Origin of the sequence: Butyrivibrio sp. AE3003, assembly GCF_000686065.1 — a bacterium.
Classification (GTDB): domain Bacteria; phylum Bacillota; class Clostridia; order Lachnospirales; family Lachnospiraceae; genus Butyrivibrio; species Butyrivibrio hungatei_A.
In genome coordinates, this window is sequence record NZ_JMLX01000001.1 from 1,609,484 (window position 1) to 1,630,746 (window position 21,263).

The 21,263-nt window shown below is 41.2% G+C and carries 23 protein-coding genes and 1 pseudogene; 5 read left to right on the forward strand and 19 right to left on the reverse strand.

Annotation, left to right across the window (positions count from 1 at the left end; genetic code table 11):
• Positions 1-119: 119 nt before the first annotated feature.
• Entirely contained in the window at positions 120-650 is a 531-nt protein-coding gene (locus tag CD00_RS20660; RefSeq protein WP_242838937.1) for a hypothetical protein, read from the reverse strand.
• Positions 651-655: 5 nt separating this feature from the next.
• A complete protein-coding gene (locus CD00_RS0107735; protein WP_026655442.1) occupies positions 656-1,390 on the reverse strand; it encodes a hypothetical protein in 735 nt (244 codons plus the stop codon).
• Between the two features lie 132 nt (positions 1,391-1,522).
• Here CD00_RS0107735 and CD00_RS0107740 point away from each other — a divergent pair, with 132 nt between their 5' ends.
• Positions 1,523-1,999: a methylglyoxal synthase gene (locus CD00_RS0107740; protein WP_026655443.1), complete on the forward strand. Its 477-nt coding sequence runs from the start codon at positions 1,523-1,525 to the stop codon at positions 1,997-1,999.
• Positions 2,000-2,231: 232 nt separating this feature from the next.
• On the opposite strand, the gene CD00_RS0107745 is transcribed toward CD00_RS0107740, so the two are convergent.
• The 7 genes from CD00_RS0107745 to CD00_RS0107775 form a co-directional block, all read right to left on the reverse strand.
• On the reverse strand, positions 2,232-2,807 hold the full coding sequence (locus CD00_RS0107745) for a histidine phosphatase family protein (RefSeq protein WP_026655444.1): 576 nt from the start codon (positions 2,805-2,807) through the stop codon (positions 2,232-2,234).
• Between the two features lie 79 nt (positions 2,808-2,886).
• Positions 2,887-3,804 (reverse strand): ribosome small subunit-dependent GTPase A, encoded by a 918-nt coding sequence (rsgA, locus tag CD00_RS0107750; RefSeq protein ID WP_026655445.1) that lies wholly within the window; start codon positions 3,802-3,804, stop codon positions 2,887-2,889.
• Positions 3,804-5,837 (reverse strand): Stk1 family PASTA domain-containing Ser/Thr kinase, encoded by a 2,034-nt coding sequence (gene pknB, locus CD00_RS17690; protein ID WP_051594124.1) that lies wholly within the window; start codon positions 5,835-5,837, stop codon positions 3,804-3,806. Before pknB ends, rsgA begins: the two co-directional genes overlap by 1 nt.
• Positions 5,830-6,588 (reverse strand): Stp1/IreP family PP2C-type Ser/Thr phosphatase, encoded by a 759-nt coding sequence (locus CD00_RS0107760; RefSeq protein ID WP_026655447.1) that lies wholly within the window; start codon positions 6,586-6,588, stop codon positions 5,830-5,832. Before CD00_RS0107760 ends, pknB begins: the two co-directional genes overlap by 8 nt.
• A gap of 256 nt (positions 6,589-6,844) precedes the next feature.
• Entirely contained in the window at positions 6,845-7,123 is a 279-nt protein-coding gene (locus tag CD00_RS0107765) for a hypothetical protein (RefSeq protein WP_026655448.1), read from the reverse strand.
• 150 nt (positions 7,124-7,273) lie between these two features.
• Positions 7,274-7,927: a nitroreductase family protein gene (locus CD00_RS0107770; RefSeq protein WP_026655449.1), complete on the reverse strand. Its 654-nt coding sequence runs from the start codon at positions 7,925-7,927 to the stop codon at positions 7,274-7,276.
• Positions 7,924-8,265, reverse strand: a complete 342-nt coding sequence (locus CD00_RS0107775) for a hypothetical protein (RefSeq protein ID WP_026655450.1) — start codon at positions 8,263-8,265, stop codon at positions 7,924-7,926. Before CD00_RS0107775 ends, CD00_RS0107770 begins: the two co-directional genes overlap by 4 nt.
• Positions 8,266-8,520: 255 nt before the next feature.
• Here CD00_RS0107775 and CD00_RS0107780 point away from each other — a divergent pair, with 255 nt between their 5' ends.
• Entirely contained in the window at positions 8,521-9,393 is an 873-nt protein-coding gene (locus CD00_RS0107780; RefSeq protein ID WP_051594125.1) for a DUF6033 family protein, read from the forward strand.
• A gap of 47 nt (positions 9,394-9,440) precedes the next feature.
• Here CD00_RS0107780 and rlmN read toward each other — a convergent pair whose 3' ends face one another.
• The 5 genes and pseudogenes from rlmN to CD00_RS0107810 form a co-directional block, all read right to left on the reverse strand.
• On the reverse strand, positions 9,441-10,514 hold the full coding sequence (rlmN, locus tag CD00_RS0107785; protein WP_051594126.1) for a 23S rRNA (adenine(2503)-C(2))-methyltransferase RlmN: 1,074 nt from the start codon (positions 10,512-10,514) through the stop codon (positions 9,441-9,443).
• A gap of 372 nt (positions 10,515-10,886) precedes the next feature.
• Positions 10,887-11,702, reverse strand: coding sequence for a CPBP family intramembrane glutamic endopeptidase (locus tag CD00_RS0107795; RefSeq protein WP_026655454.1), 816 nt, complete (start codon positions 11,700-11,702; stop codon positions 10,887-10,889).
• 28 nt (positions 11,703-11,730) lie between these two features.
• A pseudogene (locus CD00_RS21475) lies at positions 11,731-11,967 on the reverse strand (hypothetical protein); the annotation flags it as partial.
• Positions 11,968-12,102: 135 nt separating this feature from the next.
• Entirely contained in the window at positions 12,103-13,518 is a 1,416-nt protein-coding gene (rsmB, locus tag CD00_RS0107805) for a 16S rRNA (cytosine(967)-C(5))-methyltransferase RsmB (RefSeq protein WP_026655455.1), read from the reverse strand.
• A gap of 3 nt (positions 13,519-13,521) precedes the next feature.
• On the reverse strand, positions 13,522-14,304 hold the full coding sequence (locus CD00_RS0107810; RefSeq protein ID WP_026655456.1) for a histidine phosphatase family protein: 783 nt from the start codon (positions 14,302-14,304) through the stop codon (positions 13,522-13,524).
• 226 nt (positions 14,305-14,530) lie between these two features.
• Between CD00_RS0107810 and CD00_RS0107815 the strand changes: the two genes are divergently transcribed.
• Genes CD00_RS0107815 through CD00_RS0107825 form a run of 3 tightly spaced genes read left to right on the forward strand, consistent with a single transcriptional unit; the run spans position 14,531 to position 16,836 of the window.
• Entirely contained in the window at positions 14,531-15,007 is a 477-nt protein-coding gene (locus tag CD00_RS0107815; RefSeq protein ID WP_026655457.1) for a DUF2975 domain-containing protein, read from the forward strand.
• 16 nt (positions 15,008-15,023) lie between these two features.
• A complete protein-coding gene (locus CD00_RS0107820) occupies positions 15,024-15,236 on the forward strand; it encodes a helix-turn-helix domain-containing protein (RefSeq protein WP_026655458.1) in 213 nt (70 codons plus the stop codon).
• A gap of 4 nt (positions 15,237-15,240) precedes the next feature.
• Positions 15,241-16,836 (forward strand): DUF4153 domain-containing protein, encoded by a 1,596-nt coding sequence (locus CD00_RS0107825; RefSeq protein ID WP_026655459.1) that lies wholly within the window; start codon positions 15,241-15,243, stop codon positions 16,834-16,836.
• Positions 16,837-16,875: 39 nt separating this feature from the next.
• On the opposite strand, the gene CD00_RS0107830 is transcribed toward CD00_RS0107825, so the two are convergent.
• The 5 genes from CD00_RS0107830 to CD00_RS0107850 all read right to left on the reverse strand — a co-directional run bounded on the left by CD00_RS0107830 (position 16,876) and on the right by CD00_RS0107850 (position 21,261).
• Positions 16,876-17,559: a 4'-phosphopantetheinyl transferase family protein gene (locus CD00_RS0107830; RefSeq protein ID WP_026655460.1), complete on the reverse strand. Its 684-nt coding sequence runs from the start codon at positions 17,557-17,559 to the stop codon at positions 16,876-16,878.
• Positions 17,560-17,565: 6 nt separating this feature from the next.
• Entirely contained in the window at positions 17,566-19,317 is a 1,752-nt protein-coding gene (locus CD00_RS0107835) for an FtsX-like permease family protein (RefSeq protein WP_026655461.1), read from the reverse strand.
• 5 nt (positions 19,318-19,322) lie between these two features.
• Entirely contained in the window at positions 19,323-20,084 is a 762-nt protein-coding gene (locus CD00_RS0107840; protein WP_242827173.1) for an ABC transporter ATP-binding protein, read from the reverse strand.
• Positions 20,085-20,117: 33 nt separating this feature from the next.
• The gene (locus tag CD00_RS0107845) at positions 20,118-20,885 is read right to left on the reverse strand and encodes an EFR1 family ferrodoxin (RefSeq protein WP_026655464.1); all 768 of its coding nucleotides are present in this window, start codon (positions 20,883-20,885) and stop codon (positions 20,118-20,120) included.
• Positions 20,886-21,006: 121 nt separating this feature from the next.
• Positions 21,007-21,261: a TIGR04076 family protein gene (locus CD00_RS0107850; RefSeq protein ID WP_026655465.1), complete on the reverse strand. Its 255-nt coding sequence runs from the start codon at positions 21,259-21,261 to the stop codon at positions 21,007-21,009.
• Positions 21,262-21,263 lie beyond the last annotated feature (2 nt).

The window sequence follows — 21,263 nt, forward strand, 5'->3', positions numbered from 1 at the left end:
CAAAATTGATAAAGGTGTTGTCATCTATTTTTCTGTCAAGATATTTACCCTGAAGTTCTGATGAAGAGAACTGTCTTGCGACTTTCTCCCTGTTCTTGAGAACCTTGATCCACTGCTTCTCAGTGAGCTCGAGATTCAGTTTTTTTTACATAATACAAAGGGTATCTAATCTGATGATAGATTCCGAGCGCGATAAGAATATCCGCAGGAAGGTTGCCGTTCATATGCGTATGAAGATCGGTCCTGAACTTAAGATTCTTGTTTATATAAGTCTTGAAAACAGTCTTGTTAAGGTCAAGCTGATAGTTCTTGGTCTGGCTCATCAGTGTCTTGGCGATCGCCGGAACCGAAGCCATGACTTCAACTCTTTTATCCGGAAAGATCTTGGCTATCTCTACATCACGCAAGCTGAATATATAGCTTTCTTCATTGTTTCCGTCAATAAAACAGGGAACCTCGCCCTTTGCAACAAGCATCCCATTCTCATCCTCAGAAAGAGTCAGTTTGCATATTGCGGCGAGGTTCCTTATAAGGTTTCCGGTGTGATGGTTTGGCGTTGAAAGCACATACCACATCCTATCAAGGTCTTTGTAAAGACTTACTATAATATCTTTTTCATCATCAAGAAAAAAACATGTAAAATAAGTCATAAACGTTATCCTTCCTTCATGTGCTTCATAAGCTCATCAATCGTAAGCTCTTTTCCCGTCTGCTGCTCATAGATTTCGGTGAAAGAAAGTCCCTGGTCCGCAGGGTTAAGGTCAACGTCTTTGGTTTTGGCTTTCCATCTGTTGTCATCAGGAAGAAATGCATAAGCAATATTATGCTGTTCCCACTCGTAAGCCATGTCATCGGGAGTTCTGTATGACTCCATGTCTCTTCCGTGCACCTGATGCTCTTCTATCAGAGCCGAGCAGATGATCTTCATATCCTCATTATTAGAAATCTTGTAGGAGTCAATTATCTTCCAGTTGTCCTTGGTATATACCGCGGAAAATTCCTCATTTCCATAGGTAAAAGCGTAATTTTTGCCTTTTCCGTCAACATCGTGAAGCTCGATATCGGAAGGGTCGCTTAAGATTCCGTCTTCTTCCAGATTTTCTTTTACTTCCTTAGCCTTCTCTACGCCTTTTTTAATCTTCTTTTTTGCCTCAGAGTCAGCATCGTTAAAGCCTTCTATCTCTATTCCGATACCAAATTCAGACTCAAGATAAGAGCTTGCATCGGAAACAAATCCGGTCATAACGTCAGAAACGGTTGCTAGTCCCGAAGAGATATCTTCCGTCTCCTCAAACTGCGAAAGAAAATCTCCGCATCCTACAAAGCACATCACCATAACAAGCACAAGTGCCAGGATTATTATTTTGTAATTATAATTTTTTCTACCCATACCGTAATTATAAGGGTTCAGGTCAAAAAGGTCAAAAAAGTTAACAAACTACATCTTTGACACTATTATGTTTATGGTGTATTTTGGAAAAAAGAGATAAAGAAATAACGCTCAAATTAAGGAGGAGTTTTCATGTCAGATACAATTACACTTACAATTCCAAAGCAGAAATCAATTGCACTTATCGCTCATGACGGCAAAAAGCCTGAGCTTATCAAATGGTGCAAAGATAATGCCGAGACATTAAAAAAGCATTTTCTCTGCGGCACAGGTACAACGGCAAGAATGATCACAGATGCCACAAATCTTCCTGTACGCGGATATAATTCAGGCCCTCTTGGCGGCGATCAGCAGATCGGTGCCAAGATCGTAGAAGGAAAGATCAATTTCGTAGTATTCTTCTCAGATCCGCTCACAGCAGCACCTCACGATCCTGACGTCAAAGCGCTCATGCGAATCGCACAGGTTTACGACATTCCTTTTGCAAACAACAAGGCAACCGCAGACTTCCTCCTTCACTCAAGTTTCATGGATGAGGAATACGACCATGATGTTATAAATTTCAAGCAGAATATTGCGCAACGTGCCGAAACACTGCCCAACGAGTAAAATCATTCTTTAACCGATAGGTTATTCAAGAAGGTCAAGGTACCGGCATATAAGGTGCATTTTCGCATTAAGTTTTGTTCGTTGATATTCAAGGCATATAAAGACGGAGTAATTTATTCTTTCAATCCAAACTCGCCCATAAATGGGCTCAAACAATGGATTGAAAAACAGAATAAATTACTCCGTCTTAATTTCATTCATTTCAGTATTTCTCAGCATTTACTTAAATCTCTTAAAGAATATCCTGCACTAAGCTATGTTTGCCGTTATTTGATTCGTAGACGAAAATTTCGCAGTTCTTGGGGCGTGGGCGCCAGATGTAGCCGCGCTTGGCGTTTTCGAAGTAGCCGCGAATGGGGCGAATAATTCCGCCGTGGCAGACAACGAGTACGTTTTCGTAGTCTTTTTGCTCAAGTTCTGTGAGGAAAGATTTGGTGCGATCGACCATTTCTTTTATAGTCTCCACTCCTGACGGAGCCGGAAAAATTTCAGGGAGCGTCCAATACGCTGTCATGGGAAGTGCTACTTTGTAGTAATTTACTCCGTCATATTTTCCAAAGTCCGCCTCAATTATGCGCTCATCGGTTATTATATTTGAAGGATCTATGTCACCGATAATTGATGCCGTCTGCACCGCTCTTATAAGTGGGCTTGCGTATACTGCGTCAAACTTAACATCACCGACTTTGGCCTTGGTTGCGCGTGCCTGCTCCATTCCGGTCTCATTGAGAGGAATATCAATTCTTCCCTGCATCAGTTCTTTTTTGTTATAGTCAGTCTGTCCGTGTCTTGTAACGTATATCTTCATCTGTATTCCTCATCTAAAGCTTATCTTGCACGTTTTCCTCTCTAATGGAAAAACGCATATCATATTGCATTTATTCAAGTCATCGCCTTGCCTTCTTGCTGTAATCGGGTCTGGCATTTTTAAGATCTTCGTATATTATCTTATAATTCTCGTAGCGAACTGCAGAAATCTTGCCTTCGCTAAGCGCATTCTTTACACCACAGTCAGGTTCTGCGATATGCGAGCAGCCACCGAATCTGCACTCAGGCTCAAACTCCTCGAATTCAGGATAGTACTGCATAAGATTGTCTGTCGTGACGTCATTTAAGTTAAGCGACGTAAATCCGGGAGTATCAAAAAGATATGTCTCATCTTCGCCCTCTGAAAGCTCACTTACGAAAAAGAGCTCCGAATGTCTCGTCGTATTTTTTCCCCTGTCTATCTTACGGCTTAGCTCACCTGTCTGCATAAGCGCATCAGGTACAAGTTTGTTTAAAAGAGATGACTTACCGACTCCGCTCGGTCCCGCGAGAGTTGTAGTCTTGCCGCGAAGGAGCTCTTTTAACTCATCAAGTCCCTTGTCCTCTTTGACACTTATGAAAAGGACTTTATATCCACACTTCTCGTAGGCGTTATAAAGTTCCTGCTGCTCTTCCTGCGTCGCAATGTCCTGCTTGTTGAAGCATATTATAACCGGAAGATTCTGCTGCCTCATCATGATAAGAAAGCGATCGAGCAAATTGTAATTGGGATCGGGCTTAACTATGGCAAACAAAATAACCGCCTGATCCACATTGGCAACAGGCGGTCTTAAAAGCCGGTTCTTACGGGGAAGTATCTCTGTGATATTCCCCTTTTTATTCTCTTCGTCGATAATGTCTATCATGACATTATCTCCAACCAGCGGTTTTACATTATCTTTTCTAAAGATGCCCTTTGCTTTACATTCATAGATTCTCGCATCATGAGTTTCTATGTAGTAAAAGCCGGCAATTCCTTTAATTATCTTTCCCTGCATTAATGGGTCTCCTGTGTAAACTGAGCTCGCATTTGAACATCAACCCGCTCCGGAACATAGCCTGCATCGGGTTCTTGTGCAGGTACTGATACGTAATATGTATAACTTACAACGCCCGTAGGTGTTTTAATTCCGGTAATCTCAACAGGATACGGGAATGAAGTTGTATCAAACTCGCGAAGTACCGCACCATCAGAAGAAGTAATGGATATATGTACTTTATCTCCGGGATTATAAGGATATTTTCCACCTTCAGGTAAAGGTAAGCTCTCCTTAAATGAATATGAAACTTCTCCGGGGCCTGTAGATACCTCTATGTGCACAACAGTTCCTTCCTTGACCTTCTTTCCGGCTTCGGGAATCTGTCTGCAAACCTTATCCATAAGTTTAGGATCGGAATTCTTCACATCCTTGGCTGTTCCAAGTTCAAGTCCTGCTTCTACCAACACAGCCATAGCTTCATCTGTCTCAAGTCCGACAAGATCCGGAACTTCTATCTCACCTTCCATTGAAGAAGCATCAGATGATGCATCTGCTTTTCCCTTATATTTTGAACCGTTACTTACATACACAGTGATCGTAGAGCCTTTATCAAGCTTCTCACCGGCCGCAGGTGATGTTGATACAACGGTATTGTTGGGCTGTGTGTTATCTTTATCGGCTTCTTTTTTTACCTTATAGCCTCTGTCATCTTCAAGCAATGACTTTGCCTCTGCATATGTCTTTCCAACTACATCGGGAACTTTTCCCTTGTCGCTGTCCTCAGCTGTAACCTTAGCATCACTTGCACCTGAGGAGCCTTCGTTAGAATCAATCGTTCCGAAAAGTCCGATTCCTCTGGCAACAAGCAAGACAACAACAAGAGCAACTATTACCGCCATCACAATGGCTATTGAAGATGTGATTCTCTCAATCTTACCATCTTCCTGCATTGTTCCTCTGCGTCTTCTGTCATGCTCTTCGCGGTAATAATAATCTTCCTCTTCTTCATCGGCATCGTCGTCTTCATAATCTCTGCCGTATTTTCTTATTTCTCTATCATAATCGTCATAGTCATCCTGTTCATATTCTCTGACTACATCGCGTTTGAGCCTCATCTGCTCAGGTTCAGGCATACGTGGATCTCTATTCTTCACATGCCTCACCTCCTCATCGGACGCAACTCTGGTTACGCCGTCCTCATCGGGATCTACCATGGATACAAAATCCTTGTCGGGTGTAATAAGTGACTTCTTAAGATCCTGAATAAGCTCAGCTGCATTCTGATATCTTCTGTCAGGACTCTTTTGACAACATTTAAGAACAATCTTTTCCACACTGATAGGAATTTCTTCATTAAAGTCCGTCGGTGTGGGAAGTTCCTCCTGAATATGCTTAATAGCTATTGCAACGGTAGTGTCCCCGTTAAAAGGAACTCTTCCGGTAAGCATCTCAAAAAGCGTGATACCAAGTGAGTAAATATCACTCTTGGCATCGCTGTATCCGCCTCTTGCCTGCTCGGGAGAAGTATAATGCACCGATCCCATAACATTGGAGGTGATGGTGTTACTTGTAGCTGCTTTTGCAATACCAAAGTCGGTAACCTTAACCTTACCGTCTTTGGAGATCATAATGTTCTGAGGCTTGATATCTCTGTGAATAATATTGTTATTATGTGCAGCCTCAAGACCCATGGCAACCTGTATGGCAATGCTGACAGCCTCTTTTACAGAGAGTCTGACCTTTTTCTCAATATATTTTTTGAGAGTGATTCCGTCTACAAGTTCCATGACGATATAGTTGATACCGTCCTCGTCACCAACATCATATACGTTTACAATGTTAGGATGCATAAGCCCCGCTGTTGACTGCGCCTCAACACGAAACTTTGCTACAAAATTCTCGTTCTCGGAAAATTCCTGTTTCAGTATTTTTACCGCAACAAGACGATTAAGTTTATGATCTTTTGCTTTATAAACATCGGACATTCCGCCGGTGCCGATCTTTTCAAGCACCTCGTAGCGATCTCCGATCACCATACCTATTTTAATCATTCAGTCCTCCATCGCGAGTGGGTTCATCGGCAAAGGGTTCTATCAGGATAACTGCTATATTATCCTTGCCTCCGTTATTATTTGCCGCGACAACCAGCTTCTGGGCCTTCTCAATAATGTCTCGCTGACCGCTGACAATCATGCGGATTTCTTCATCTTCAAGCATATTCGTGAGACCGTCCGAACACATAAGGACGATATCCCCTCGATTAAGTTCCACTGTAAAAAAATCGATGTCTACAGTTTCCGTGGCACCGATTGCCCTCGTGATAATATTTTTATCAAGATGTGTCCGAGCAGTTTCTCTATCAATTCCGCCCATTCTGACCATCTCTTCCACAAGGGAATGGTCTCTTGTTATCTGGGTGATTTTATCATTGATGACGTAGAGCCTGCTGTCACCGACATTCGCTACTTGCAAATACCTGCCGATAACCGTACATGCGACAACCGTTGTTCCCATACCAAAGAGCGACGGGTTTTCTGCCGCTTTTTCTCTAAGGTTGCGATTCGCTATCTTAATCGCGTTCTCCAGAATTTTAACAGGACTCTGTTCAAAAGACTTCTCTATCTCTTCTACCATTGTGTCAACCGTATACCTGGACGCATAGTCACCTGCATTGTGACCTCCCATGCCGTCCGCAACAATAAACACATTGGAAAGATTACCGATTTTTCTGTCTGAGGAAAAGATATAATCCTGATTAAGCTTTCGCTTCTTTCCAATATCCGTCACGGAAAAAGTCTTCAACAAACCAACATCCTCCACAAACCCTTTTTCATCATACACACACAAAATAAGCAGGTACTACACTTTCTCCTCCAAAAGCTTCCTGCAAAGTAGTTTACAGGCGCTATAAACATCCCTGCTCATTTCACTCCTAATTATAACCAACTTTATAGTCTTTAGCAATTATAAGTGTTTGATATTGTATTTGCAATCTTTTCATATTTTAGTCATCAAATGCCTTTATATCCCCATTTTTATGTATCGACCGCGATCACTTTTACATTGCCATCGCAAGAAATGCCAAAATATATATCGCTATAACCGATACCGTCGCAAATATATCAAATATACCTAAGATCTTTACAGTCTTGTCGCCTTTTCCCAATGAACGTCCCACAAAAAAGAACACAAAGCCAAAAAATGCAAAAAACATTGTAATTGAATTGATTGCTCTTATAAAGTTTGAGTCCTCAAAAGCATATAAAAAGATAAAATTCAAAACTGCCGATACTATCGGTACTATCTCCACTATTGTTGCTATCTTTTTCTTGTCCATTCCCCTGTTATCATGGTCATCCGAAAATGACCATTACTCCTTTCCTTTTCTTTCCAATCACTTGAATTCTATTCTAACTCATAATCGGAATTTTTTTTAAGTTTCGATATTTCGTTTCCCAGTGTTTTCAAGCGTTTCCAAGCAACAGTATCAGATCTTTTTCCCCGAACCGATCTCAAAGTGGCACTTTACGATACCGATATCCACCTTGCTGAAAGGGCCGCCCTTGTCAATAAATTCAACTTTTTCACCATCTGCAAGTTTTATCACGAACTTCTGCTGATTTATTGCAGTGGGAGCCAAAAGAGCCATCTCAACGCCTTGATTAAACCAATCCGGACGCTCACCTGCTGCCTCAACAATCTGCTCCGCAGTCTTAGACTTGCGTGCTTTGCCCTGATCCTTGCCATAGCCTATTGCGATAGCTATTACAAGTTTTTCATCGGGAGCAACTTCGGCGGATATGGTCTTATGATTAAAGCCCCCTGTCCAGCATGTGTTAAGTCCTAAACTCTGTGCAAAAAGGACCAGTTTCTCGCCATAGTAACCAATCTTTTGTTCCAGGTCATCCGAAGCTCTGCCGACACATGCGATAACGCTCGGTGCCGAACCAAGTCCCCTTGCTCTGTTTATCAGATTATTATATATTCTTCCCGCATCTTCAATAAACTGCAAATGAAGTCCGCTCTCAGCATTGAGCTCACTCACTTTGGCTCTTAGCTGTATGATTTTCTCCGGCTCGATCATCTGCGGCTTATAACTTCTAACCGAATGTCTGGCCTTGATTGCTTCGATTTCTGTCATATTTTTTCTCCTTCCAGATATGAAATGGTCTTCCCATGTTCTTTTGCATATTCAATCTCTGATCTTGTGCTGTCTCCGATATAACCTCCGACATTTATCACAAAAATCTCATCAGCCATATCTATCTTTCTCTTATGCATATCATCAAGCATTTCTTTTGTCTTTGTAAGCGTTCCCTCGTCCATGCTCTCCCAGACTTCTTTATCACCTGAATGACCAAAAAGCCCTACGCTGATAACGATTTTTCCATCCAATGTCAGTTTCTTCTGAGCTTCCATAAACTCGTTCTTAAAACGTGTGCTGCCGCATAATGTGACTACTTTGTAGTTTCCGACCATTGATAAACACTCCCATTGTGTATTTTTCTTATCTCTATTTATTCTTGAATATAACATTCAGATATTTTATGAACAAGGTAATTTTTATATTTATTTTATACTTTTTCTCTTCATATACAAAACGCTTCCGTCGATAATAAAAATAAGAAATGGGTAAGTATTCGCTCATTGTATTTGAAACGGATGTCAGCACTGATACGCTCTATGTTTTATGACAATTTACCGGAGCGTTTTTTACAAGGAGGTAAAAAGAATATGTCAGGAATTAACAGTATTTCCTCATCCGGAGGAAACTCAGAAATCAATAAAACTTCTTATACAAATAAAAGCAATCAGGCAAGCTCAGCGAAAAATACTCAGTCGTCTAAAGTTGAAACCAAGTCATGGAGCCCGATAGATACAAAGAGTTCACTTGTTCCATCTATGACCGATTACGGCATGACTATCGGCAACGTTGAACTTTCGGACAAGGCTAAAGATTACCTTGATAAACTCAAAGCCAAATATCACAACATGGAATTCATTACCGTCAGTAAGGATATGAAAGCGCAGGTTCAGCAGAATGCTGCTGCGTACGGCAATGCCAACAAAATGGTGGTTCTTATAGATGAAGAAAAACTCGAGCGAATGGCTACAGACGAGAATTTCCGCAAGAAATATGAAGGCATCATCGCTTCATCTCAGGCAAAAATGTTACAGGCAAAGATGGGCCTTACAAGCAGCGGCGCAAATATAAAGAATTTCGGAATGTCCGTCGATTCAAACGGAAAAGAGAATTTCTTTGCTACAGTTGGTGACTCTCTGGATCTGCAGAAGAAGCGTATCGAGAAGAAGGCCGCAGAAAAGAAAGCTGAGAAAGCAAAGGAAAAGAAAGAAGCCGAAAAAGAAGCCCGCGAAGATCGCATTCAGAAAGCAAAAGACAAAAAAGCCGAAAAAGCTGAACCTGATAAGAGTGAATCGGATAATGATATTGATGAAGTCAATGACGAGAAATATGTTATGTTTGAAGCTGATTCAATGGAAGAGCTTCTTTCCAAAGTACAGACCTACTCTTACAACAGCTCATCAAACAAGATCATGGCCGCTTCCGAGCGCACCATCGGCACCACAATTGATTTCAAGGGATAAAAAGCAAATGCCTGAGCGCTGTCGCTTAACAATGCTCAGGCATTTTTCTATTTTTCACCGACATATCTTCTTCTGAGCTGGCCACAGGCTCCGTCTATGTCCCTGCCCATCTCTCTTCGAATTGTCGCATTTATCCTGCTCTTTTCAAGCTTTTCCTTAAACTTAACCGCATGAGAACGGTCTGTAGGTTTGAAATCTCTTTCTTTTATCGGATTCACGGGAATAAGGTTTACAACACAGTTAAGCCCCGACAAGAGCGTAGATAGTTCAGCCGCATCCTCATCCGAATCGTTAACTCCCGCAACAAGCGAGTACTCAAAAGTAAGCTGTCTTCCGGTCTTGTCAAAATAGGTCTTGCACGCGTCAAGTACTTCATGTATCTCATACTTATTTGCGATTGGCATAAGCTCTTTTCGCTTGTCATTATTGGATGCGTGAAGAGAAAGAGCCAGATTTATAGACAATTTCTTTTCTGCTAGTTCGAGTATCTTCGGCACGATTCCGCACGTTGATACAGTCAGATTGCGCTGTCCGAGGTTCATTCCGTGCTCATCGGAAAGAAGCTCAATGAACTTAAGCAGATTATCATAGTTATCAAGCGGCTCTCCGCTACCCATGACAACGACTCTGGATATCTTTTCCCCTGTATAACATGCTATCGCGTATATCTGATCAAGGATCTCCGAGGGCAAAAGATTTCGCACCACGCCGTCAATTGTAGACGCGCAGAACCTGCATCCCATCCTGCATCCAACCTGAGATGATACGCAGACGCTGTTGCCGAATTTGTATTTCATGAAAACACTTTCGATAACGTTGCCGTCGTAAAGTCCAAAGAGAAACTTCTTGGTGCCGTCAATCTGCGATTCCTGCACCTGCACAACCTCAAGGCATGTATAACTGCACTTCTGCTCGAGCTTCTCTTTAAGAGACTTCGGAATATTCTTCATCTCATCATAGTTTCTTGCTCTCTTTACATGCATCCAGTCATAGAGCTGCTTTGCCCTGAATGCAGGCTCTCCGATTTCCTTGATGAATGTTGTAAGCTCATCGAAGTTAAGGGATTTTATGTCTATTTTGTTTTCTTTTCCTAAAATGTAATCGTTCATAATTCTTTCCATTGACTATCAAACATTCGTTCTATATAATCTTATTTTGGTGCTACCAGTAATTACGGTAGGCGGTTAGTCCTTCAATCGGAGGACTGTGACCTCCGTTAATCATAGAAATCTCTCATGAGAAATCTTTGTTGGAGGAACTTGCTTATGCTCACCATCACTGACCTTATCGCAGTGCTTGCGCTGTGTGCGACTTTTTATAGTCTTGGTTATATGCATGGAAAGCATGATTCCAAGACACAAAAATAACCGCCTGGCCTGAGAAACTAAGCGGTTATCACAACGTTTATTCATCTTGGGACTAACCGTCTACCGGTAGCACCTTTTCTTTTATTATACTACCATCAACTTATAGCATCGTCAAACAATTCTTCTCTACTCCTGGCATAACACCTCACCTCTGCAAACTCTGCGGTTTCTGAGTATCAATCCCAGCACCAGTATAAACGCCAAAGGAATAATACCGCTTACAGGATTCATAAATATATCATAAGTCTTATTTAATTTAAATTTCCCTGCAGGCACAAAGATAAGCGAATATGAAAGTTCCTCGGTCATATGCAATAAATACGCAGGAATAAATGATCTAGTAGCTCTTCTTACTTCAACAAACAGCGGTGCCCACATAAGCATAATCACGATTCCCGAAAGTATTGTTTTTAATTTCATATCGCCATCCAGTCCGACAAAGTAAAGATAATACGGGATATGCCAACATCCCCAGATAAGTCCTGTTGAAAGATATATCAAATAATCGTTCCACTCTGTTTTTTCAAAAAAAGGAACCATATTGCCGCGCCAGGTTATTTCTTCTACAAGGTTCTTGAGAACAGCCCCGGCCACAACAACACCTACAAGCGATCTGTTAAATCCACCAACTATAGTCTGATTAAACTGATATGCTGTTCTTGTACATACAATTGAAATCAACGGAAAAATAAGAAGTGAAATAGCATAGATTTTTGCATTCCGGCCAAAGTTCATTTTGAACCCAACAGGCTCGAAGTACCCCTTATTGGTCAATCTGATGATCACAGATATAAGAAGCGGAAGTATTAACCATATCAGCATTCCCAAAGACTGCCCTTCAGGCTGCTCTGTCAGTACCATATCTACAGCTCTTCCTATAAAACCTGCTGCCAAAGTAAAAACAGAAAAAACAACAATTACAAGCTTATCTCTTTTCTTCATTATTCAATCCGCCTTCCGCCTTATTATGTCATTTCAGTAACTTCTTTGCCTTGGTACACCACTTGAGATACGTCTCGCATGTATCTATCCCGAAAGTAACCGTGAGATAGAAATTTATATGATCTTTTTCATCTATTACTTTTTCAAGATTCTCCTTATATATCCTAAGAATCTGCAATTCATCTTTTACCTGATTCTCAAAAACTTCAATATTGCGTATTGTTACAGCCTTATCTTCCCCGCCGCCAAAATAGATTTTTAAAAGCGTCTCGTACTTAAGGTCATTGCTTGCACTTTCTTCCTTATGAGATGCATTTTCCTTTTTCGGCTTCTATATGGAGTTGCGGCAAATGAAGCCGGCCAGGACTGATCCTGTAAACCGACACTTTAATTATCTTTTTTATTTCACCACTCTCTTAAGTTTTGCAATAAAGAACCCGTCTGTTCCGAATTCTCCGGGAAGGAGCTGTATGTAGCCCTTCTTTGCGGTATCTTTTATGTTATATTTATCATTTTCAATGATGTACTTAGGAAGTACATCTATGATATCCACTGGTTCAAACGGAAGCTCGGTGCAGATTCTTTTTACCATCTGCTCATTCTCGGCCTTGTTCACCGTACATGTAGAATACATTAGCGTTCCGCCGACCTTAACATAGTCCCAGCAAGACTTTACGATGTCCCACTGAAGTTTGGTAAGTTCGGTCAGTTTTTCTTTTTTGATATTATGCTTGATATCGCTCTTTCTACCTATGATTCCAAGTCCTGAGCACGGAACGTCGAGATAGAGGTAATCGGCATTTCTCTTCATATTGTCATCATGGATCTTGGCATCGACAACCTCTATTGTGATATTATCAAGCCCAAGTCTTGCAGCATTCTCAGCAATAAGCTCCTTTTTTGCCGTAGAAACGTCTCGTGAAAAAACTTTTCCGTCTGCGCCGACTTTCTGCGCCGCATGCATGCTCTTTCCACCGGGAGCGGCACAAACATCAATAACCGTGTGTCCTTTCAAAGGATTCGCGATTTCTGTAAGGAGCATGGAACTTACGTCCTGAACCGCAAATTTTCCTTCCGCATATCCCGGAAGATATCTGATATTGTCGGTCTTTTCAAGTTCAAGTGCATATGGCAGGATCGGATTTTCTTTTACAACAACTCCCGCTTCTTCGAGTTCTTTTTTCAGCTTGAGCGCAGCAGCTTTCGCAGCTTCCGTATCCGATAAGCCGTTATCCGTGTCAGCTTTGCCCGCTGTACATCTGATAACCGTCGGGCGCGGCTCGAGGAAAAACTTAAGCATTCCTTCCGTCCTCTCAAAGCCGTACTCCGTAAGCCACATCTTGCACAACCATGAAGGCTGCGAATAAACTACGGACAGATAATCAACTCCCCCGTTCTCATTTTTGTCCGGATATGAAATATTTTCTTTATTCCTTGAAATGTTCCTAAGAACGCCGTTTACAAACCCTTTCAGCCCCGCGAACTTATGCTTTTGCGCAAGTTTTACCGCCTCGTTGCAAGCAGCGCTGTCGGGAATGTTATCCATGAACATTATCTGGTACGTTCCCATTCTTATCAGACTTCTTATCAGAGGCTGCATCTTTTTTACCTCTGTCTTGGAAAAAGAATCTATAACGTAGTCTATCTGTATATTTCTCTCAAGGCAGCCCTCAACCACTCTTTTGATAAACGCTTTGTCTCTTGTTTCAAGATAATCGTATTTTTCAAGTGCATCCTTTAAAAGCGTAGTTTTCCTGCCGCCATCCTTGTCGTACTCCATCAGGATGTTAAGTACTATCTCCCTAATATTCACCATAGATCAGTGCCTCTCATTTTTATTTTCGTATCTTTCGCAGAACCTTGCAGAAAAAGAAGGTTCTTCCCCCGCGATATTAAGATGAGTAATGTCTCCCATTCCTATTGTTCTGAACGTTCCTATCCCCTTCTCACGCTCTTCGGAAGCTACGATCGTAACCGAAGTCGGCGCAAGTGCAATGAACTGAAACAGAACAAAAGGTGAGACATTCCATAGATATGACAGAAGAACAGACGTAATGCCATAATGGCAGAAAAAAGCTATAACTTTGTCATTACTCTTATTTACCTTAAATATCAGCCCGTCTTTCTCATAACCCTGCTTACGCAAAAAATCATCAAAAGACGAAACCACATAATCATACACCTTACACATGTCGCTGTATATAACAGGTTCGGCATTTCTCCATGCATTTTTGTCAAAAAGCTCAGGATGCCTGCCATAGTACGACGGAAGCATATCCCACACTATTCTCGTCTCGTACCTTCCGGTCTTAGGATCTGTCTTAAGCTCAGTCTTATAAGCCTGTCTTGCGCTCTCCGAAAGATTAGGATCAAACTGAGCCGGAAACTCTTTTAACCAGTCATAAGTGACCGCTTCTTTTCCGAGTGCCTTAAGCGAATACTCCGCAGTTTGCTGTGCCCTACCAAGAGGCGACATGTAGATCTCATCGATGTTGTAATTCTTTATGTACCCGGCAAGGAACTGCGCCTCTCTCTGCCCCTTCTCGGTGAGCCCGTCAATCTCATAGTCCGGATCACCGTGCCTAATAAATATCAGTTTCATTTCTCTTTCCTTCATCAAAAAAATTAGCTTTCGCCATGTAATTATTATATATCCAAAACGGCTCACGGTGGGCTCTTATTAAGAATCCCGCTTTACAAATCCCGTCTCATTTTTCTCGACTTTCAAAAAACTTTTATTGTTTCTCAATAAAAAAATATTGCAAATCAAAAAAGAACGTGTTATAAAAAAATTATACAAGTACTTGGTGAAACAATTGGAGGATAACATGGATAGCAGATTAAATAATTTCGTTAAAGCCATCTTGGATCTTTGCTTTTATTTCGGGCTTGTGGTCATTGTCACAGTTCCTTTTTTCCTAAAGCATGCAGTTAAGCTGGCAGTCTACACTTTAGGTGAAAGCACAGAATACAGTGCGATCAACGATCACTTCGGATACGCGCTGGTTTCTATCATGATTGCGGGCATTGCTGCTCTTCTCATTTTGTACGAACTTCGAAAGATGATGAAAACAGTAACCGATGACAACTGTTTTGTTGATGCGAATGTAAAAAGCCTGTACCGCATGGGAACTTACGCTTTTATCATAACAGGGATCAAGCTTCTTAGATGTTTCGTATACTTCACCCCGGCAGCAGTGGTTATCGCAGGTGTATTTCTTTTCGCCGGACTGTTCAGTAAAGTCTTGGCAAGGGTCTTTGACAGGGCCGTGAGATACAAGCAGGAAAACGATTTAACCATTTAACGGGGCAGGTGAGAATATGATTGTAATTAACTTAGATGTAATGATGGCAAAGAGAAAAATGGGACTGACCGAGCTCGCCGGCAAAGTCGGTATCACCCTGGCTAATCTTTCTATCCTAAAAAACAATAAGGCGAAGGCCGTCAGGCTCGAGACCCTTGATGCAATTTGTAAAGCTTTGGATTGTCAACCGGGAGATATCCTTGAATACGTTGACTCTCAGGAGGAATAAAAGTATGGAAACACAAAATAATCAGATGCCGCAGAATAACAATAACGGATATGAATATAATGGACAAACAGGCAATTACACCCCTGTCGGAGCCATGCAACAGCCCGTAAATCATTTTGCGATTCAAGCTGCTGCCGTTCAAAAAGAAAGCGCTGAACATTTTAAAAAATACGGAATATTATCCGCTATATTCGGCTTAATATACAGCATCTGTCTGTATAATAACCACTCAAGCATAACATACCCCGTATTTATGCTCTGCGCTCTGATAATACTCAAACTTGTAAGGGGAAAAGACGGCCTCTCACTGATAGCCGACTGTAACGGGAAAAAAGGACTCGGAATCTTTTACGTAGTTTCTCTGATGCTTCTTTCCGTACACAGATGCCTTACGACCAGTTTCACATTGGCTTTTTGGGAAAGAACCGCTATCTTCATGCTGTTCTTCAGCTACATAATCTATCTTTATGTAGACACGACAGGATTCAGTATCGGCGAGTGGCTCATAGGTCTTTTTTCAACCGTCATAAAACCTTTTGAGCACTTTTCACGCCCGTTCTCAGACTTTGTTGCACATGTCAAGCTCAAGAACAACGATGTTGACACAAGTGAGAAAAAGAAAACTATCCGTGCGGTACTCATCGGAATTGCCATCGCAGTGCCTATGCTTCTTGTGATTGTTCCTCTCCTTTGCTCTGCGGATATGGTTTTTAAAGATGTACTGACAACCATAAATATCGATTTCAGCATCACTGAAGAAATCTATCATACGATAATGATGGTCTTTACTGCAGTTTTTGTCTTCTGGAGTTCGTATACCATCATCACTTCGATGATTGCAAAAGAACTGAAGATAAAGATCAATGACCTCGGCACAAAGAATCCTGTAATTGCCATTACATTCACAGGCATCATCGGCGCTGTTTATGTTCTGTTCTGTATTATTCAGCTTCTTTATCTTTTTAGCGGAAGCGTCGCTCTTCCCGAAGGATATACTTATGCAGAATATGCGCACGAAGGTTTCTACCAGCTTTTGACCGTTTGTATCATTAACATCGTTATGGTATCTGTCTGCCAGACCTTTTTCAAAGAATCAAAGGTACTTACAGCCCTGCTTACAGCCATAGCCGGATGCACATATATAATGATCGCATCTTCAGCAATGAGAATGATACTCTACATCGGCGTTTATCACCTGACATTCCTTAGACTTTTCGTGCTCTGGTTCCTTGCCGTACTGTGCTTCTGGCTCGCCTTTCTTATTGCAAGCATGTACATCAAAAACTTCCCTGTATTCAGAGCCGGAATGGTGACGATAACAATTGCGTTTTTGATATTTATCTACAGTAATCCGGAATACAGGATTGCCAAATACGACATTGAAGCGACAGGCCCGTCAATAAACGTGCAGTCTCCCGACGCCTCATATATAAAGTGGTTTCTTTCTTACGATGCGGTTCCGGCGCTTGAAGGAAATGAAGTCTTAATATATGACTACAAGGACGGCCGCAAAGATTACAAATTTGATGATGAGAAAAAATATACGGGACTTAGAAGATTCAATTTTTCGTATCATATTGCGCAGAAGTATCTGAAATAAACTTTTCAGGCGGACACCTTTACGTGCCCGCCTGAATTTTTACAAAGAAATTTCTTTATACGATACTTCCGTATACATTTCCGGAATCCCAGCCTCCTTCGAACAAACACAGAGACTGTAATTTCCTTCAAATTCATATCTCATAAAATGATATTCACCGGATTCTTCGCCATTTTCGCAAAGCTTATACTCTCCGTCTATTTTTACGATTCCAAACTTATCAAGCGGCTTGGACAATCCCATCCCGATACATTTTATGTACGCCTCTTTAAGACTCCACATGTCATAAAAGAGCTTTCTCTTTGCAATATCTGAATCCGGAGCTTTTTTAAGCGCATCTTTTTCTTCCTGTGAAAAGAATCTGTCGGCTATATCAAGACTTCCGCTCTTATGCTCCTGCACATCGATTCCGACAGGACTACCGGCGACCGCGCATACCACATAGTCTCCCGAATGTGAGATATTGAAATGAACACCTCTTTTTCCGACTACATGAGGCTTTCCGTACTTATTCTTTTCCACTCTTATCTCATCTGAAGAAATTCCAAACGCCTTAGCTATCGCATATTTGGATAAAAGAATTCCTGCGAGAGCTCTTTTTTTATCCTCAATGAAATGAAATCTCATTATCCTGTCTTTCTGCTCAGGATCTATCTTGGACAAAGCGCATTCAAATTCAGCATCACTTAATTCATTTAGCGCATTTATAACATATACCTGCATATGCGATCACCATTCAGACAAGTACTCCGCTTGCTTTTCTCCCTCGATTATCTTTTTGATCTTTCTTGTAAAGACTGCTCTTACAAGGAAACAGATCAAGTTTAATATAACAAACATATAGACAATCGTAAAACCTGAAACCTGAAACGGCATGTAATCGCCTGTTGCAAATGACGTATTTATCTGTATTTTTCTCGCCGCATATATGCAAATCGGAATCGATAGGAAAAAGATTATATTCGATACGATCAGGTACGGATCAAGAAGTATACTGTTTATCTTCTTATTGTCATATCCAAGCAGGTCAAAAATCAGGATGCTCTCCGTGTTTCCGGACAGTCCTATAAATATCGCAAGGAAGATAAGCAGGCACCCTGTTGCAACGCCGATGCTCTGGTTTATTATCGCGCTCGCTTTGTTGGAAGTCTGATCTCTTGAAAGCGCCTCCATCTTATCTTCATAGAGAGTGCTTGCGCTCTCATCCAATGAAGCATTTGACCAAACACCGTTGTATGCTGCATTATCAACATCCATTAACGCGGCAAGTTTTTCTTTTGAAATGTACATGCTCTTTATGCCGGCATTTCTTGCGAGATTCGTCGCTTCGATTTCAACTGCTCTTCCATTAACCTCGATACTTAATTTGTCTCCGACTTTAATGCCATAGTTCTCGGCAAGTTCAGGATTAAGAACAACGCCCGGTTCGTTTGAAAGGTCGATTTTATTGTGCTTTTTATCATATAGGGAAAAGAGCTCATTATTGCTGTCGGTGCCTATGATGTTGTAGGATATCTTTTCGCCGTTATGATCGATTTCTGCATTATATCTGAGATAATACGAAATATCACCGGCGCTGTCAGGTGGTACTGTATCTGTATTTCCTTCCTCTACTGTACTTGCCTCGACATTTCTTACCTCATCATACTCAGTCACATAGCTGTATTCTCTTCCTTCGCGCTGCGATCCCATAATCTCTCTGCTACTTAGAAGAAGTGATACGCTAAGAACAAACATGATTCCAAACGTAACAATCGCAGTGACAAGAATCAATAACTCACTTATATTCTTCAAAGTAAGCTTGTACTTATATCCTCCTTTCATCTTGAAAAAGCCGATGAATTTCTCGACAAATCCGGGTTTACCCGCTGAGCTGTCAGCTTTTTTCATAAGGAGTGCGGCTTCCTTGTTAGCGGATAATGCATATGCAATAAGGGTCACGATATCTATAAACGACGCCCATGCAAATGGATAAATGAAAGCCGAAAAGCTTATACCCTTTGAAAGCGATTCAACCATGTAGGTCTTCTTATATGCAGAAATAAGTATGCTTGAGCCGAAAAAGCCGACAAAAGCTCCTATCATAGCAGTGATCCAAGACACTACGGTCAATAAATTGAAAGTCTGTATTGCTATATCCCAGGTTGTAAATCCAAGCGACTGCAAAAGTCCCATCTTTGCCTGATTCTTCTTTATGGTATTTGTCAAAAAAAGAAATAGTATCAAAAGAAATACAGCGATCATCGCAGATGACATATTTCGAATCAGAACTTTATTGATTTCAAGCGCGTTAATAAACTTGAGCTCGTTCTCGGCAAGAGCCGATTGATCAAGTTTTCTGTATATCTTTAAGTTTTTATCAACAGAAAAGTGAACAAAGTAATGTAGAAAGGATGTACCGATCAAAAACAACGACAAAATCGCCATCATTGTTTTTTTGGCCAAAAAATCTTTTTTAATATGCTTATATAATAATTTCATTGTGCTCAAATCCCCCATGCCATTGCGTCAGGCTCAATGATCTCATCGTTCATGTAATCGTTTATGATATTTCCGTCTTCGAGCACCAGCACCCTGTCAGCTGTCTTTGCTATTTCTCTGTTATGTGTGGTAAAAAAGATCGTGGTTCCGAATTTCTTTTTTATCTCATGAAGGAGCTTAACGATATTGATGCTGTTATCCTTATCAAGCGCTCCCGTTGCTTCATCGCAGAACAAGATCTCAGGATTTTTTGCAACAGCTCTTGCAATGCAGACTCTCTGTTGTTCGCCTCCCGAAAGCTTATACGGGTACTCGTCAAGATACTTATCTATTCCAAGAAGTGCGCTTAGTTTCTCAATTTCACTCATATCAGTTTTATCATGTTCATAAACATCTCTTTTCTCCGCTCCAAGGAAAATATTCTCTCTGACAGTGAGATTCGGAAGAAGCATATAGTGCTGGAAAACAAAGCCTATCTTGTCTCTTCTTAAGTTTGCTATCTCTCCCTTTGAAAATCGGGTAATATTTTTTCCGTTATAAAAAACTTCTCCGCTTGAAGGCGTAAGAATCGTTGAAAGAACATTTAAAAGTGTCGACTTTCCGGAGCCGCTATGCCCCAAAACCGCGATAAAATGGCCTTTTTCAACAGAAAGACTGACTTCGTTAAGTACATTTCGTTCGTCAAATTTCTTTGTTACTGATTTTGCTTCAAGAATTACGCTTCCCATGACTGTCTCCTCTTTTCCTACTGCTGTCTTTTGTTTCATTAGTGTTGCTGTCTCAATAACATGTTTCTACTTTTAGCCGACGTTGAACTTCTCAAATGTAGTCTGCTCAACAACCTCTTTTCCAAGAAGTGTGATTGCCTGCGCAGGGCAATGACTGATACATCTGTAGCACATGGTGCACTTTTCCTGCGGTTTTGGTTTACCGTCCGATTGCCGCACAAGATTGTCCATTGGACATTCATTGACGCAAAGTCCACATCCCACGCATGCATCACTTATTTTTAATTTATCCGAATACTTTAAAGTCTTTCCGTAAAACCACAAGCGCTGGCCGAACAAACCTGCAATACGATCGCAAAATCCAAGTCCCTCTTTCGGGTACTTTCCGCTCTTGATCTTCGCTACCCATGCTTCAATCTTTTCATCAGCCTGTTTAACTATCTTCTTATTTGCCTCTTCTGTCTTTTTCAAGAGCTTGCTGTCACAAACAGAATCAGGCATCTTGATCTGCAATCCGCCTGTCACCGTAGCTCCGTAAATCTTAAACAATCTTGCGGTGCAACCTGTACCGTCGCCGCTAAAAGCACCCATGGTATTTATGCAAAAGATTCTTTTACCTTCCCAAATGGTGCTGTTATTCCTGATAAAATCTCTCACCATAAGCGGTGCATTGGAAAATTGCGTAGGATAGCCCACAACAATATCCGTCTCATTTTTAATTTTTTCAATAACTTGTGGATTTTCAATTGGAAAAGTCCTGCCGTTTTCATCAAGTAACTGCACAAACTTTTCCACACAGTGCTTAGAATTGCCTGTTCCGCTTAGATATAAGCCAATCATTCCCCCTACCTCCCTGTTAAAACAACATAAAATATATTTTAGCAGGGTAACGTAGTGAATTGCAACTCTTTCCATTCAAAAAGAGTGCTATCTCGCACTAAGATAACACTCCTCGTATACTTTACTCAACACTCTCTATCATAAATTTGACCGTCTCACCGCAGTCTGTGCACTGGTAAGGACCCGGTCTGAGATTTCCGCCTCTTCTGAAAGCATAGACAAAGGGATAAATTGCATTCATCGCAACCATGCACACATTGTCGCTCTTCTCTTTATCAAGCAGACTTCCTTCGAAGCAGATCACATCACCCTCTTTATACTTGGGGCAATGGCTCTCGATCACTGTAACTTTCACTTTATTATCCGTAAAATTCATTT